Origin of the sequence: Marinomonas rhodophyticola (assembly GCF_026113935.1) — a bacterium.
Lineage (GTDB): Bacteria > Pseudomonadota > Gammaproteobacteria > Pseudomonadales > Marinomonadaceae > Marinomonas > Marinomonas rhodophyticola.
Genome location: NZ_JAPEUL010000004.1, coordinates 657290 through 672381 on the forward strand (window position 1 = coordinate 657290; position 15092 = coordinate 672381).

General features: G+C 45.5%; 14 protein-coding genes. 7 read left to right on the top strand and 7 right to left on the bottom strand.

The features are described 5' to 3' along the window. Positions 1 to 4: 4 nt before the first annotated feature. From ONZ52_RS03870 to ONZ52_RS03900, 7 genes are all read left to right on the top strand, one after another. Positions 5 to 1927, top strand: a complete 1923-nt coding sequence (locus tag ONZ52_RS03870; RefSeq protein ID WP_321160251.1) for a (Fe-S)-binding protein — start codon at positions 5 to 7, stop codon at positions 1925 to 1927. A gap of 5 nt (positions 1928 to 1932) precedes the next feature. After that, positions 1933 to 3198: an electron transfer flavoprotein subunit alpha gene (gene etfA / locus ONZ52_RS03875; protein ID WP_265217382.1), complete on the top strand. Its 1266-nt coding sequence runs from the start codon at positions 1933 to 1935 to the stop codon at positions 3196 to 3198. Next, positions 3188 to 3964 carry an electron transfer flavoprotein subunit beta gene (etfB, locus tag ONZ52_RS03880; RefSeq protein WP_265217383.1) on the top strand — a complete coding sequence of 259 codons (777 nt, stop codon included), beginning with the start codon at positions 3188 to 3190 and terminating at the stop codon, positions 3962 to 3964. The genes etfA and etfB overlap by 11 nt, the downstream gene beginning before the upstream one ends. Positions 3965 to 4043: 79 nt before the next feature. Next, complete coding sequence (locus tag ONZ52_RS03885) at positions 4044 to 4274, top strand: hypothetical protein (protein ID WP_265217384.1); 231 nt, start codon at positions 4044 to 4046, stop codon at positions 4272 to 4274. A gap of 313 nt (positions 4275 to 4587) precedes the next feature. Beyond that, positions 4588 to 5367 (top strand): cache domain-containing protein, encoded by a 780-nt coding sequence (locus ONZ52_RS03890; RefSeq protein WP_265217385.1) that lies wholly within the window; start codon positions 4588 to 4590, stop codon positions 5365 to 5367. 80 nt (positions 5368 to 5447) lie between these two features. After that, positions 5448 to 6557 (top strand): methyl-accepting chemotaxis protein, encoded by a 1110-nt coding sequence (locus tag ONZ52_RS03895; protein ID WP_265217387.1) that lies wholly within the window; start codon positions 5448 to 5450, stop codon positions 6555 to 6557. A 169-nt stretch (positions 6558 to 6726) separates the two neighbouring features. Then, positions 6727 to 7809, top strand: a complete 1083-nt coding sequence (locus tag ONZ52_RS03900; RefSeq protein ID WP_265217388.1) for an ABC transporter substrate-binding protein — start codon at positions 6727 to 6729, stop codon at positions 7807 to 7809. An 87-nt stretch (positions 7810 to 7896) separates the two neighbouring features. Here ONZ52_RS03900 and ONZ52_RS03905 read toward each other — a convergent pair whose 3' ends face one another. Genes ONZ52_RS03905 through ONZ52_RS03935 form a run of 7 tightly spaced genes read right to left on the bottom strand, consistent with a single transcriptional unit; the run spans position 7897 to position 15030 of the window. Beyond that, positions 7897 to 8877, bottom strand: coding sequence for an aldose epimerase family protein (locus ONZ52_RS03905; RefSeq protein ID WP_265217390.1), 981 nt, complete (start codon positions 8875 to 8877; stop codon positions 7897 to 7899). A gap of 55 nt (positions 8878 to 8932) precedes the next feature. Then, complete coding sequence (locus ONZ52_RS03910) at positions 8933 to 10243, bottom strand: extracellular solute-binding protein (RefSeq protein ID WP_265217391.1); 1311 nt, start codon at positions 10241 to 10243, stop codon at positions 8933 to 8935. A 57-nt stretch (positions 10244 to 10300) separates the two neighbouring features. Further along, positions 10301 to 11146 carry a carbohydrate ABC transporter permease gene (locus ONZ52_RS03915; protein WP_265217392.1) on the bottom strand — a complete coding sequence of 282 codons (846 nt, stop codon included), beginning with the start codon at positions 11144 to 11146 and terminating at the stop codon, positions 10301 to 10303. After that, positions 11143 to 11283 carry a hypothetical protein gene (locus ONZ52_RS03920; RefSeq protein WP_265217394.1) on the bottom strand — a complete coding sequence of 47 codons (141 nt, stop codon included), beginning with the start codon at positions 11281 to 11283 and terminating at the stop codon, positions 11143 to 11145. The genes ONZ52_RS03915 and ONZ52_RS03920 overlap by 4 nt, the downstream gene beginning before the upstream one ends. Beyond that, positions 11270 to 12025: a carbohydrate ABC transporter permease gene (locus ONZ52_RS03925; RefSeq protein ID WP_265217395.1), complete on the bottom strand. Its 756-nt coding sequence runs from the start codon at positions 12023 to 12025 to the stop codon at positions 11270 to 11272. The genes ONZ52_RS03920 and ONZ52_RS03925 overlap by 14 nt, the downstream gene beginning before the upstream one ends. Position 12026: 1 nt before the next feature. Further along, positions 12027 to 13127, bottom strand: coding sequence for an ABC transporter ATP-binding protein (locus tag ONZ52_RS03930; protein ID WP_265217396.1), 1101 nt, complete (start codon positions 13125 to 13127; stop codon positions 12027 to 12029). Positions 13128 to 13170: 43 nt separating this feature from the next. Beyond that, on the bottom strand, positions 13171 to 15030 hold the full coding sequence (locus tag ONZ52_RS03935) for an IS110 family RNA-guided transposase (RefSeq protein WP_265217397.1): 1860 nt from the start codon (positions 15028 to 15030) through the stop codon (positions 13171 to 13173). Between the last annotated feature and the right edge of the window lie 62 nt (positions 15031 to 15092).

The following is a 15092-nucleotide window of genomic DNA, read 5'->3' on the forward strand; positions in this document are numbered from 1 at the left end:
TAAGATGATTCTTGATTGGTTACCTCCAACATTGATTGGTGTCCTCCTTGTGTTAGCGGTGATTGGTGCGGTTCGCCGCATCAATTTATGGCGTGCAGGGCAGGCTGAAAAAGTCCATATTGTGGCTGGTTTATTCGCCATGCCGAAACGCTATTTACATGACCTTCACCATGTTGTTGAGCGAGATAAATACATGTCTCGTACACACGTTGCAACGGGTGGTGGTTTTGTATTGGCGATGGTGCTGGTGCTGTTTGTTCACCTGTTTGGTGTCGACAGTAAGGTTCTGGCGTGGGCATTATTAGCTGCTTTGGTGATGATGTTCAGTGGTGCCTTGTTTGTTTATAAGCGCCGTTTGAATCCGCCTTCACGCCTTTCAAAAGGGCCGTGGATGCGTTTACCTAAAAGTCTGCTGACCTTTTCGATCACCTTTTTTGTACTGACTTTACCTGCTGCTGGTGTGTTACCAGCAGGTTTTGGTGGATGGCTGCTCACTTTGGCTTTGTCAGTGTTGATCCTAATGAGTCTTGGTGAAATGCTGTTTGGCATGACGTGGGGCGGGCCAATGAAGCATGCTTTTGCTGGTGCTTTGCATCTTGCCTTTCATCGTCGGCCTGAACGATTTGGCGGTGGTCGATCTACTGGCCTCAAACCCGCAGTACTAGGCGGCGCTTCTCACGGGGTAGCCAAACCAACCGATTTTAAGTGGAACCAACTACTTGGATTCGATGCCTGCGTACAGTGCGGTCGTTGTGAAGCGGTGTGTCCTGCGTTTGCTGCAGGGCAGCCATTAAATCCCAAAAAGTTAATACAAGACATGGTGGTTGGCTTTGCGGGTGGAACCGATGTGAAATACGCAGGCAGTCCTTATCCTAATATTGAAGTAGGAAATGCCAAAGGTTCTCCTGATCAAATTATCACCGAAGGCTTGGTGAATCCTGATACCTTGTGGTCCTGTACTACTTGCCGAGCGTGTGTTGAAGAATGCCCAATGATGATTGAGCACGTTGATGCCATCGTGGATATGAGGCGTTTTTTGACCTTGGAAAAGGGACAGACACCTAATAAAGGGGCACAAGTTCTCGAAAACATTATTGCAACAGATAACCCTAATGGTTACGCACCAGCGGGTCGTGTGAATTGGGCGGCGGATCAAAACTTGCCTGTCATGAGGGACGTCAAACAAGCTGATGTCTTATTCTGGGTATCGGATGGTGCTTTTGATATGCGTAGCCAGCGCATTCTTCGAGCTTTTGTTAAATTAATGAAAGCGGCTAATGTGGATGTGGCGATTTTAGGTGATGAAGAGTTAGACAGTGGCGATGTGGCACGTCGATTGGGTGATGATGCGACCTTCCAGAATCTGGCTAAGCGCAATGTCGCTACTTTATCGAAATATCGTTTCAACAAGATTGTGACCACAGACCCTCATGCCTTCCATTGTTTGCGCAACGAATACGGTGATTTTGGCTCAAATGAATGGACGTCATTGTCTGGTGAGCCAGTAGAAGTACTGCATCACACAACCTTCTTGAATAGGCTAGTAAAAGAAGGCCGTTTACAGTTGGATGCGTTTAAAGGCGGTAAGGTGACGTATCACGATCCTTGTTATCTAGGGCGTTACAATGGCGAATATGAAGCCCCTCGTGAGTTGCTCGCAAGTTTGGGTATTGATGTCGCAGAAATGGAGCGATCAAAATTCCGTTCTCGTTGCTGCGGTGGCGGTGGCGGTGCGCCCATCACAGATATTCCAGGTGAGCGTCGTATTGCGGATATGCGCATGGAAGACGTCGTTAGCACAGGTGCCGATATGGTGGCAGTGGGTTGTCAGCAATGTACAGCGATGCTGGAGGGGGTTGTTGAACCCAGACCTGTCGTGAAAGACATTGCTGAAATTCTGGCTGGGCAAATAGTAGAAGCGGAGTAGGTGTCATGAATGATGATTCTTTAGATAATTTGCTACGTCGCGACCCTAGAGCAGAATGGATTGCGCGTAACCGCTTGCACCCGCTGCATGACAGTATGGTGTCTGTAGGACAAACTGAAGTGCGAGGGCCATCAGGATTATTGCGAAAAAATCCGCATTTAGTGGGATTTATTGGACCAAACGGTATTAAGAGAATTGACCGAGCGAATGTGTCGGCAGCAAATGTTGCAGGTAAAAAGCGCGGCAATAAAGAAAAAGAAATCCAATTGCCTTTGCATGTGGTAGAGAATCCAGAGCGCTATATCATGGTCGTGCCAGATATGATTGGTGGACGTTTAACGGCGCATGATAAAGACATTTTAGGGTTAGCCCATGAGCTTATGGCGAAGCGCAATGGTGCGGTTACCCTGGTGTGTTTCGGTGACATGAAAGATAGCCATCTTGATGTGGCGGGTGTGGATCGCTTGATTCATTTAAGCGCTGACTATTTTGATGGTTATGCCCCTGAAGCCAAGTTAGCCGCTCTTATGCAAATAGAGTCTCAATACCAACCTGAACATTGGCTTTTTCCGGACAGTGTCCACGGGGGCGCGGATTTGGGGAGCCGATTGGCAGCCAAACTAGGCGAAAGGCCAGCCGTGCAAGCATGGCAAGTTAACAGTACGACAACCGTTTGTCGTGGTGCATCAGCCAGCCAAGATATACAGCGTGAAACGCCCCGCATTGTAATGCTAATGGAAGAGTGTGCGAATGCCATTGAAGAGACTCGTCATCAAGTATTGCCACTGGATGTGACAGGCGAATTTACAGCTAGTATCACGCCTCGAGTGTTGGATAAAGGCCAAATACCTGTGGATGCCAATGCGGTACCGCTAGCGGAAGCCGAATTTATTTTGTCGGCAGGGAATGGTATTCACAATTGGGAGCAATTCCACGCCGCTGCTGCCGCGCTGGGAGCTACCGAAGGTGCCAGTCGTGTGGCGGTGGACGATGGCTTTATGCCACGTTTTCGTCAGGTAGGTGCTTCTGGAACATGGGTTACAGCAAGGGTGTATTTGGCGGTGGGGATTTCTGGCGCTATTCAGCATATGCAGGGGATTGGTCAGTGCGATAAGGTGGTTGCTATCAATACAGACGCGGGATGCGACATGGTGAAGCGTGCAGATTTAGCTGTGATTGCTGATAGCGAAGCGATGCTAGAGGCGCTTATTCAGCTTGCTCAGCAACATGCAGCCACTAAGCTTAATGAGGAGAAAAGTAATGCAGCCTAATGTCAATGTGGTGTCTTTGATATCAATTGGTCGCCATCCTCAATCTGGTCGTGCTAGACGGGCTGAACAGGATGGTCGTGCCGTTGAATTGGGTTTGAAGTTGGCTGGTAGTGCTTTAACTGTTGTTCACGCGGGCAATGAAGATGAGCCTATTTTGCGGCAATATGCTGGTATGGGCTTGTCATCCTTAACGGTCTTATCACAAGAAAGTGATTGCGATGCGCTGCCAGTACTCATGTCGTTTTTAAAGGAAAACCAAGCAGAGGTTGTATTGACAGGTGTTCGTTCAGAAGGTGGCGAGTCATCTGGTATGTTGCCGTATTTGTTGGCAGAGCAACTTGGCTGGCCTTTGGTTCCTCGCATTGCGGAAATTTTGAGTGTGAAGAATGGCAAAGCGGAAGTACTCATGGCATTGCCACGAGGTCAGCGTCGCGCAGTAGAAGTGTCACTGCCTTTTATTGCCAGTGTGGATAATGCGGCGCAAGAGGCCCGTCAAACGGCATTCGGTCCCGGCCAGCGAGCAGAGTTTGATGTATTAACGGTTATGACAGAGAAAGATGAAGAGGCCAGTCACTGGCAGATAACCGCAGCCAAGCCACGTCCTAAGCGTATTAAAGTTGTAAAAGCGAAAACGGCAGCGGATCGAATGAAAGCCGCGACAGCAAAACCAGTTGGTGGCGGTGGTAAGATCATGAAGAATGAAACCTCAAAGGAAAAAGCCAAGGCCATATTTGATTTGCTACTTGAAGAAAAAGTGGTGCGCTAAGAGCTTACTTAGGTATAAGCTATAAGTTCCCATAGTAATTGATTGAACAAAATAAAATGTTTGTTTATAGGTATACAATATGATGATCGTAGATTTGATCGACGAAGTCGATTTTAAAGAAAGGCTCATCGCGCTTGGTGCACCTGTCACACAAGAGCAAAGTTTAGCCGACGTGCAGGCTGCCATTTTAGCATGGCTGCAAGCTTACCCAGAGCAAACACCTTTCGTAAAAGATCTTTGCCGCGATATGCAAAAAGACAACACGACGGTTTTGCCTGAAGTATCTAGTGTAATGGCGGCTTTTGGTTAAATGTTGATGTCACGCTCTAAAAAAGTGCAAATTCGAAAGGTGTCTTTTTATTTTTTAACATATTATCAATAAGCGATTTTTTACATTATATTTTTTAATGGAAGTGATGGTTTATATTCTCAGAATCCAGTATTTTATCCTTGTTTAGAAAGTAAAGATTTAATCAGTTTGTGGGTTTTTAATAGTAATTTATTATCAATAACCTTATTTCTTTGATCGGATATGGTTTTTGATTTATAAACTCTTTAATGACCCGTTTTTTGATCCGAATTTATTTTATTAATATGGACATTAATATACTTGGAAATATGATATGAAAATTAAAACAAAGTTATTGATTGCTTTTTCAATTGCCACCGTTTTACCTGTTTTAATCGTTAGTTCGATTACTGCCTTTCTCGCCTCTGATCAGGCACTTAAGACTTTTTCACAGAACAGTGGGCAAACCTTAAGTGCAGTAGAGAAATCTTTTGATCAATTTATGAGTGACATAAAGTCGGTTGTAGGATTTATGGCTGACAGCGATCCTGTTACCGATCCTAATGCGATGCCATTAACGACGTATCATGAAAAACAAGGCAAAGCGCCCAGTAGCGTCGCTAAGCAAAATGGTGGACGCGAGGCTGACATTTTTAATTTGTTTGAAGCCATTGGTAAAAACAACTCAAATTATGTGTATGTCTACATGGGAGATGACGGTGATGGCTATCTAGAATGGCCCGGTACCTATGAGTACGCAGAGTGGCACCCTAAACAACGGGGGTGGTACTCAAGAGCGATGGAAACCCCTGGAAGGGTAACTCTGCGTGATGCTTATTATTGGGAACCAGACGATGCTGTTTATGTGTCTGCTGTTCGTACTTACAATAAGGGTAATGCAATCGGTGGCGTTGTTGCGGTGGATGTGTCCATCAAAACCTTGACTGAAATGGCCAATAAAACCAAGCTAGGCAATTCTGGTAGCATCATGGTTGTGGAGAATACGGGTACAATTTTGGTGGATGCACTGCATGCCGAGAACAATTTTAAGAAAATTGGTGAGGCCTCTCTGGTGAAGCGTATCAAAAAATTGCACAAACGTCAGAGGGGTTAATTCGTTTTACACTCGATGGTGCTGACTACTATGCCAATGTGTACACCTCCCCAAATCTTAAATGGAAGTTTGTCGGTTTGATGCCGGCGTCTGAAATCTATGCCAGTACTATGGAATTGGTCAAAACCACGGCCATTGTTTGTATTTTGTTATTACTGGTATTTGCCGTTGTTGCTTACTTGATGGCGAAAAGTTTGATTACCCCAATTGAATCTGTTTCTAGCCATTTGCGCGTTTTAGCAGAAGGTGAAGGCGACTTAACATCGAAAATTGACATTGAAACCAACGATGAAACGGGCACTCTTTCTAATTGGTTTAATCAGTTTATTGAGTCTACTCGCGCATTGATTCTTGGGATTAAAAAATCCAGTATGCAAATTGATAAGATTGCCGCGGAAACGTCTTCCAAAGCAAGTGATGTTGCCCAAGCTGCGACAGACCAATTACAGTCTATTGAGCTGATTGCAGAAGCGGGACAACAAATGCTGATTGCCTCTAATGAAGCCGCAGAAAGTTGTGCGAATTCGGCTCAGTTTTCCGAGAAAGGTTTGGAAACCACGATAGCAGGTAAAAACCTTCTTAAGCACAGTGCGGAAGGCGTAAATCGTTTAGGCACGCGTTTAAAAGAATCGAATCAGATTATCACCGAGCTGCAAAAAGAAACCACGAATATCAATCAAATTTTGTCGACGATTCAAGGCATTGCAGAGCAAACCAATTTGCTTGCTTTAAATGCGGCCATTGAGGCAGCTCGTGCGGGTGAACAAGGTCGTGGCTTTGCCGTAGTCGCGGACGAAGTAAGGACCTTGGCGGGTCGAACACAAGAATCGACGGAACAGATTAGCCATATTTTAGGCTTGCTTGCTAGTCGAACCAAACAAGCGTCGGATTCTATGGTGACGAGTTTGGCTGAATCGGAAAGTGCCATTAGTTTGTCTGATCAAGCGCTTGATTCGTTTGAGCAGATTGAAGAGGTCGTTAAACAAATGCGTGATATGACCATGCAAACTGCGGCGTCTGCAGAAGAACAACGTGCTGTTACCGAAGGGGTGAATGAAAATATCAACGCCATCAGTGAATCGGCCCATAGGGTATCGGGTATATCCGGAGACGTTGCTGAACTGTGTCGTAAACAAGACCAGCTAAGCAAAGAGCTGCATTCAATGGTGGTTCGCTTCCGCACCGAGTAATTTGTACGGTTATAAAATGCGTTGTAAAACAAAAGCTGCCTAAGGTGGCTTTTGTTTTTTTATGTCCTTTTTTCTGTCGACTTAGGCATAAAAAGAGCAAGAAGTAATATTAAAATAAAGTGATAACGATTATCATACCCGCCTAATGTTTCTTGTATAAGGTATTATCATGATTAAGTCGTTTGTGATGTTTGTATTTACTCTATGGGTAAGTTCGTCTTGGGCCGGTCAAGTGACGGTAAAAGATGTTCTTGACCGTGATGTGACGTTTAATTCGCCCGCCCAGCGAGTTATCGTGGGTTTTTATCCTGAAGATTATATGGCCATTGGTACGGAAGCGGCTTATGACAAGGTTGTTGCCATGTCTAAGTATATATGGGAAGCGCGCTCCGCTAGTTGGGAAATGTATGTGAAGCACCGTCCTTCATTACAAGATATTCCTGAAATAGGCCGTGTTGATACGCAAACTTTCTCGGTGGAAAAAGCCATTAGTTTAAACCCAGATGTGTTGATGTTAGCTGAATGGCAGTTTAAAGGGCTGGGTACAGATATTGAGCGTCTTGAGAATGCTGGTATCTCCGTTGTTGTGGTCGATTATAATGCTCAAACGGTGGAGCGACATGTTAAAAGTACCGAGCTGATTGGTTTGATCACCGGACAAGAAGCGAGAGCCGCAAAAATTGCTGCTGAGTATAAGCAAACTGTAGAAAGCATCAGTAAGCGTCTTGCCGATGCCAATTTACCGCAGCCAAAAGTGTATACGGAGTTTGGTGCATCGGGTGTGCAGGAGCTGGGTTTTACCTTTGGTAAAAACATGTGGGGCGCGATTTCAACCATGGCGGGTGGCGATAATATTTCCGCACCATTTGTTGAGTGGTGGGGTCGATTGAATCCTGAGCAAGTTATTGCTTCAAACCCAGATGTGATCATTATCACTGGCTACGAGACAGGCAAGGGGACGGATTCTATGCTGATGGGACAAGGTGTTGACACAGCGGAAGCTCGTAAACGTTTGGCCGGGTATAAGGATCGCTTGGGTTGGTCTTCCATTTCGGCGGTGCAAAATAATCGTTTATTTGGTGCTTATCATGGCGCATGCCGTACTATTTTAGATGCTGCGATGATCGAGTTTTATGCAAAAGCCATGTATCCAGAATTGTTCTCAGATTTAAATCCTGAGCAAGCGTACTTAGACTTTTATAAAAAGTACCTACCAGTAACCCCTGAAGGTACTTTTACCTTAGCGTTATAGGCGCAGCTTTCATTGATAAAAAAGGGACGCTGGTACCATTTCGGTCGCAGCGTCTCTTTTTCGTTTTTGGATGGTGTAATGTTACAACTACCTAAAGACATAACGCGTAATTTGTTGATAGCGATCTTCTGGTGCTAACAAAATAGGCGGAAAATGAGACTGGTGAACCGCATCTGGCCAATGTTGTGCTTCTAGGGCAAGACCGGCGTACGCTGTCAGCCTGCCTGGGTTGATGTTGGATGCTGCACTGAGCTGAATGTGTCGTCCATCGTAGACCTGCAATCCTGGCTCGGTGGTTTGGTAATCCAGAGTTAGCCCAGTAATGGGCGCTTTGAGCGTCGCTACGGTTTGCAATGGGCGATTGCGAAGTGAAAGACAGAAATTCGTATCAAGCCCTGGATAATCTTCACGACCAATACGGCGTAACTGATTAAAATCAAAGGCGCTTCCTTCAGTAGGAGTGACTTCGCCGGTAGGAATCAGCTCGTTATCGACAGGCAAATAATGGTCAGCTTTGATGTGAAGTTGATGGTCCAGAATTGAGCCGGTGCCATCTAGGTTAAGATAGCTGTGACCTGCAAAGTTACAAATCGTTAAGCGATCTGTGGTCGCAGTAATGTCCATTTCTAAACTGTTATCGAGTAATTGATAGACAACATTAACCACCATGTTACCGGGATACCCCATTTCACCGTCGCTAAGTCGTGTCTGTAGTTGCACTCTATCATCGGCTTGCTCGACGACCGACCAATTTTTACTGCCTGTGCCTGCAGGACCACCATGTAAATGATGAGGTTCTGGTAATGTCAGTGGCAATTGATAAGTTTTACCATCGACGACAGCATGGCCTTTGGCGGTCCGATTGGCGACGCGTCCGACAACAGCTCCGAAATACTTGGCGTCACCAAGATAGTCGGATAGATTCGATGATCCTAAGACGAGCGAGTGCGCATACCCTTTTAGATAAATGGATTGGATACTGGCTCCTAAGGTTAAGATGTTGACCTTAAGTTGTGCGTTAGTAAGTGTAATGCACTGAACTTGGTTTAAGTCTGGCGCTAGGTTCATGGTAAAAGCTCTTTTATTGAAATAAACGGGAGCCGAAGCCCCCGTTAAGAATAAATTAGATATTTTCTAACAAGTCATTAACACGATATTGCGCTGTTTTTAGAGCATCGTCTATCGATTTGTCACCATTAACCGCAGAACCCAACTCTTCTCCGATAATATCTTGGATGGCAAATTGACGTAATACCTCAGCCGGCAAGGCTTGTCCTGTTGTGGCCACTTTCGCAATATCACTGCGATGAGGTAAGGATTTGAACGCCTCACTGGTAATGACTTTTTTCACCGTTGGTAAGTGGCCTGTTCGAGACCATTCATAGTTGTTGTCATAGAAAAACTTAAACAGTTTACCAATGGCGGCCATTTTTTCATCCGTTCGGTCCCCGCGAGGCACAACCCAACCGTGGCCATCCGCATAGGTTGCATCTTTTTGTTGGAAAAATTGTGGCACAGGGAAAACACTGTAGCCATCAGACAAGGCATTATTCGGCTCTTTTGATTGCGCATCGTACGTGCCAATTAGCCATGTTCCATTCACAGCGATACCTCCGTCGCCATTGGCAAAAGCCGATACGGCAGCAGGGTAATCCATATTTTTTGTACTGAGTCCTTTGTCCATGATGTTTTTCATCAATGTAAGGGCGGCTTTGGCGTCTTTACCACTTAAGTCGATGCGATTTGGGTCATCAAAAAACTTACTGTTTTGTTGCATCATGAGGGTATAAAAAATACGTGCATAAGCGGCGGTTTCATTGGCTGAAATTTGTATAAGGTAAGGCTTGTTTGTCGCGCTCTTGAATTGCTCACCTTGGGCAAAAAGCGTATCGCTGCTGTCGGGCAATATGGGTTTACCATCCGCTGTCAGCAGATCTGCCTTTTTCATTAGGTTGTTGTTAACGTGAAAGAGCATGGTCCAGTTGTCAAAAGGTAGAGCGTAGACTTTGTTCTCTTTCGTAACACTGGAGATAGCGGCATCGGTGAAATCGGATGCTTTAATATGTTGCCCTTTTAACACATCATCAAGCGGCACCAACAATCCACGGGATTGATAATCTGACATAGCAGAATAATGCATCGACACTACATCTGGAGCAGAGCGAGAGGCTAACTGTGCGTTTAACTGATCGTATCCTGGCCATTCTACGGTGGTGACATTGACCTTGATATCAGGGTTGTCTGCTTCGAATTTATTGACGAGCGTTGTAATAATGCCACATTCACCAACGGCAGCAGATACGTCGGTTGTTTTACCGTACTCTGCTTCGCAGGCACCAAAGAAGCGTTGTAACTCTATGGTGGTATTGGCATTGGCTAAGGGTGATAGCGCCAATAAGCTTATTGCTGTTGTTCCGAGAAGTAATCTTTTCATTATTTTTTTCTCCTTGGTTGTTATTGTTTTCTTTTTTTACTTGTCATTGTGAGTGTGTTATTTCACGGCACCGCCAGAGACCGCTGTGACGATGTGGCGTTGGAAAAAGATATAGACGATCACCACAGGTAAAGAGGCAAAGACGGCTTGAGCGCCTAAAAAGCCTAAGCCTTCTGACTGCGCAAAGTTGGTTTGCGAGGAGGCGATGCCTATGGTGAGTGTGTACATATCGGCTTTGGTCGCTGAGATGAGTGGCCACCAATAATCATTCCAAGCTTGCAAAAAGGTGAAAATACCTAACGTTGCTTGGGCGGGCAGCGTCAGTGGCAATAACACTTTCCAAAAAATACGAAAGGTCGAAGCGTTGTCGAGCATGGCGGCTTCGTCGATTTCTTTGGGGATGGCTCGGAAGAATTGCGTCATCAGAAAAACGCCAAACGCAGAAGACAAGTTAGGCAATATTAAGCCTATGTGCGTGTTATGCAGATCAAACCAGTTGAACATTTGATGGCGTGCAATAATGACGGCTTGTTCTGGTACCGCTAAGCCAAATAATACAATGATGAACAATGTTCTGCGGAATGGAAACTCCAGTCTTGCAAAGGCATAGCCAGCAAGAGAAGACAGCAGCAATACGCCGATGGTTTGGCCGATGGCCACTATCATCGAATTTATAAACCAACCAAACACACTGGATGATTCCAGAATATTGGCGTAATTCACCAAGGTATACGGCATGGCAAAAACGGCTTCGGTGCCTTTGAGCAATTCGGCGTTGTCTTTTAGAGACAAGCCGACGATCCACGCTACTGGTGCCATCATAATGACGCCAAGCACAGCCGCTATCCAAAACAGATGGCGGTTTGAGGTTAAATGCTCAGGAGAATAATTCATGGTTTTCATGCGTCTGCCTCCTCTTTACGAGTGCTGATCCAGTATTGCAGCATGGCGGCACATAGGATGATTAAAAACAGAATTTGCGATGCCGCCGCACCCATACCAATGTCCCAGCGTAAAAAACCTACTTCATAGATGTACATAACGATTGGGCGAGAGGAGTCTCGCTGGACCACCATTGGTCATTAATTGAGCTTGACCAAACAACTGGAATTGCATGACCACTTGAATCACGGCAACCAGCATAATAGTGGATTTAATGGAAGGCAGTGTGATGCGTGTGAGCACCCGCCAGCGGGAGGCGTTGTCTAGTGCTGCGGCTTCATAAAGGTCTTTGGGGATTTGCTGCAATGCCGCCAAAAAAAGCATCATGGGCAAACCGATACACCACCATACCGTTGCGACACCAACCGAAAATAACGACCAACCAGTGGTTGAGAGGAAACCAATTGGCTGCCAACCGAAATATTCAAAGATCAGTGCCATTAAGCCATCATTAGGGATGAAAACGATTCGCCAAATGAGCGTGACTATAGTGACCGATAAGATGGAAGAAGCAAAAAACAAACCTCGTAAGAAAGACGACCCTTTGGTGGTTTTATTGAGCGCTAAGGCCAGAAATAACCCCAATATGACTAAGGTCGGTACAGACACACCAACAAAAATGACGGTGTTTTTTACCGCTTGAGCAAAAATCGGATCGCTCAATACCCGCGCGTAGTTTTTTAAGCCAATAAAGCGTTCCCCGCCAAAAAGATCGACTTTATTGAGAGAAAGCCAAATCCCCCAGCCTAGGGGAAAAACGAGTAACGTTAAAAAAACGCTAAGATAGGGCACGACAAATAGGCCATTTGACCAGCGAGAACGACGATAGCTTTCTGCCATCTTACACCTCCCTTTGGCTGTGATGAGCCAAGCCATTACCGTCAAAAATATGCGCGGCATGGGGGGAAATAGACACTCTCACCGTTTCACCTGCTTTTACTTTAGAGCGACCTGTATCTTCTGCAATAAGCTCTGTGCCATCAATTAAGGTGCCATACAGAAGTGTTCGATCCCCCAGCCGTTCGACAACCTTGATGGTTAGATCCAGTCCTTCTTCTTGTGGGGATACAATGGCGGTGTCTTCTGCCCTAATTCCGATCACGGCATCTTTGGCATTGAAATCCTGTGGTAGTGTGATCGCGGTAACGACTTTACCTGCGCCACTGACTTCTACGGTGACGCCATCCACTGTGTTTTCAATATGGTTAATCGGCAACATAGACATGGGTGGAGAACCGACAAATTCCGCGACAAAACGACTGACAGGGTGTTGATATATTTCCATCGGTGTACCGATTTGCTCGATTTTTTGCTTGTGCATGATGACAATGCGATCGGCCAGTGTCATGGCTTCCACTTGATCATGGGTTACAAAGATCATGGTTGAGCCAAGGCGCTGGTGGAGCTGCGCTAGTTCCAATCGAGTTCTACCCCGTAAAGCGGCATCTAGGTTAGACAAGGGTTCATCAAACAGGAAAGCTTTTGGTTCTTTGACGATGGCGCGGCCAATGGCAACACGCTGGCGTTGACCACCAGACAGTCTTCCAGGTTTACGATCCAGTAAATGATCTATTTCGAGGATTCTTGCCGCGTCATTGACGCGACGGTCAATATCGTCTTGCGCGACGTTCACGTTTTCGAGGCCAAATGCCATGTTTTGACGGGTCGTCATGTGAGGGTAGAGCGCATAGGACTGAAACACCATTGCCACACCGCGTTGACCAGGTGGCAAGGTATCAATGCGTTTGTCGCCAATTTCAATGCTGCCTTCTGTGATGGATTCTAGCCCCGCAATCATGCGTAATAGGGTAGATTTTCCGCAGCCAGAAGGGCCAAGGAAGACAACAAATTCACCGTCTTCAATGTGCAAGTTGATGTCATCTAATACGGTTACGCTGTCATATCGCTTTATTATATTTTTTATAGAGATAGATGCAGACATGGTTTTCTCTCTCAGCCAGTGTTAAACGGAAGAACTTGGGGGATTACACCCCAAGTCGAATCATGCGGTAGCTCATAGGAGCAATGCTTGCCGTTAGTTTCTGTTGTGTCACAGCAGCACCTTGGCCGTCTTTTGGCGCGACGGGTTCTGCTTCTGGACCATTTTTGGCGTCGAGTGCATGACCTGATATGACTTTATCCATAATGATGCGATGATGTGTGAAGCCTTGCAGAGATAGGTCTAACTCAATGTTTTCGTCTGGGTGGCGATTCACAATAAAGAAGGTCAATGCGCCGTCTTTATCGGATACCACTGCGGAAATATCCAAGTAAGCCACATTTTTAGCAAACTCGGTGTCATAGCTCGGAGAGTTCACCGCAAGATTCAGTGCGGTGCCACGACCATATTGTGATGCGTATAAATAGGGATAGTAAGTAGACTGGCGCCAAGCTGGGCCGCCTTTAACGGTCATGATGGGCGCAATAACGTTAACCAATTGTGCCAAACAGCCAATTTTGACCACGTCGCTGTGGCGGATAAAGGTATTGAGAATACAACCTACTTGCAAGGTGTCGGCAAAGTCGTAGATGTCCTCTAATAAAGCCGGAGCATGTGGCCAGCCATCATTGCCGCCGAGAATTTTCTTGTCCTGCTCATTCGAGTGGTACCAGACGTTCCATTCATCAAAGGAAATATACACATCGTGTTTGGAGCGTTTTTTGGCCTTAGTGGCTTTAATTACAGCGGCGATAGTGTCGATGTAGTTATCGAGTAGGCAAGCCTTCGCTAAATAATTTGCCATGTTTTTTTCGTGATTATCGAAATACATGTGCAGTGAAATGTAGTCAACTGTGTCATAGGTATAATCCAGAACCGTGCTTTCCCATTCAGGGTAGATACTCTGTTTAAGCGCAAGCTTTTTATGCTCATCACTGAATAATTTTGAGGAGTCATAGGGTGTGTTTAATTTTAAACACGCCCATATCCCTGTTAACATTTTACGCATAACTGCGCACATGGCTTGTATCTTTTTCTTACCTCGTGCGACTAATGCCTCGTAAAACGCTTTTACATTTGGGTCATGACGTACAGCCGACATGGCAGGCATAAAGAGCGCGCTACGCAAATAAGCATTTCCAGCCTTACTGAGTCTACCTGGACGGTTGAGACTGCTACCAGATTGGTTAAGTCGGACATCCAAACCTGCATAGCGACTAACCTGATTGGCCTTAAGTGTTTCAGGTAAAATAATCAGCTCTCCTAGCATCGCAATAGCAGAGACTTCTCCAATGCCCTTAGCCGCTAGAATATTATTAAATTGCTGTGCTATTTCAGTATCGCTTTTAATCATTTCTAGGGCTGCCATTCGCAAGCGTTGAATACGACTTTCTAGGTACGCAATGCCATCTTGCTCATCATGGATGACTAGATCAGAGGTGTCTTCATAAGATTTCATAGCATGTAAGCGGTTCTTCGCTTTGGTGCAATCATCTGTTAAACGATTGATCTGCCTTGATATATCTCGTATTTTTAATTTATTTTTCTGGGGAGGCGTCCACTTTTCAGGTGCCATTCGTTGTGCATATTCAGCCAGTAAGCCAGCATCAATATTATCAGTTTTGCTGTGTTCTAGTTTTATTTGAGCGAAGTGGTTAAAGCTTTTAGGGTTAATCACACTGATAGGTATGTCGGCATCATGAAGCGCGACAGCTAAATCCAAATAATAGATTCCAGTGGCTTCCATAACGACAGATTGCGGCGCATGTTGTTGCAGGAGAGTAAGTATTTCTGTTCGCCCATTTGGCGTCTGCTCAAAGGTTTTTACTAGACTATTTTTATTGTCATGGCGTATGACAAGGTCAACGGTTTTTGCTGCGATATCAATACCTACAAATGTGCTCATAATTTGCGTACTCGCTAATTTGGTTGGATAATAATTATCGGTTCCCGACCTCGCACTTTTTT

What these genes read in the sequence shown, in the direction of transcription:
- ONZ52_RS03890 (WP_265217385.1), top strand. Translation starts at nt 4,588, where the DNA reads ATGAAAATTAAAACAAAGTTATTGATTGCTTTTTCAATTGCCACCGTT.
- ONZ52_RS03925 (WP_265217395.1), bottom strand. Translation starts at nt 12,025, where the DNA reads ATGGCAGAAAGCTATCGTCGTTCTCGCTGGTCAAATGGCCTATTTGTC.
- etfA (WP_265217382.1), top strand. Translation starts at nt 1,933, where the DNA reads ATGAATGATGATTCTTTAGATAATTTGCTACGTCGCGACCCTAGAGCA.
- ONZ52_RS03930 (WP_265217396.1), bottom strand. Translation starts at nt 13,127, where the DNA reads ATGTCTGCATCTATCTCTATAAAAAATATAATAAAGCGATATGACAGC.
- ONZ52_RS03895 (WP_265217387.1), top strand. Translation starts at nt 5,448, where the DNA reads ATGCCGGCGTCTGAAATCTATGCCAGTACTATGGAATTGGTCAAAACC.
- ONZ52_RS03920 (WP_265217394.1), bottom strand. Translation starts at nt 11,283, where the DNA reads ATGTACATCTATGAAGTAGGTTTTTTACGCTGGGACATTGGTATGGGT.
- etfB (WP_265217383.1), top strand. Translation starts at nt 3,188, where the DNA reads ATGCAGCCTAATGTCAATGTGGTGTCTTTGATATCAATTGGTCGCCAT.
- ONZ52_RS03910 (WP_265217391.1), bottom strand. Translation starts at nt 10,243, where the DNA reads ATGAAAAGATTACTTCTCGGAACAACAGCAATAAGCTTATTGGCGCTA.
- ONZ52_RS03870 (WP_321160251.1), top strand. Translation starts at nt 5, where the DNA reads ATGATTCTTGATTGGTTACCTCCAACATTGATTGGTGTCCTCCTTGTG.
- ONZ52_RS03935 (WP_265217397.1), bottom strand. Translation starts at nt 15,030, where the DNA reads ATGAGCACATTTGTAGGTATTGATATCGCAGCAAAAACCGTTGACCTT.
- ONZ52_RS03885 (WP_265217384.1), top strand. Translation starts at nt 4,044, where the DNA reads ATGATGATCGTAGATTTGATCGACGAAGTCGATTTTAAAGAAAGGCTC.
- ONZ52_RS03915 (WP_265217392.1), bottom strand. Translation starts at nt 11,146, where the DNA reads ATGAAAACCATGAATTATTCTCCTGAGCATTTAACCTCAAACCGCCAT.
- ONZ52_RS03905 (WP_265217390.1), bottom strand. Translation starts at nt 8,877, where the DNA reads ATGAACCTAGCGCCAGACTTAAACCAAGTTCAGTGCATTACACTTACT.
- ONZ52_RS03900 (WP_265217388.1), top strand. Translation starts at nt 6,727, where the DNA reads ATGATTAAGTCGTTTGTGATGTTTGTATTTACTCTATGGGTAAGTTCG.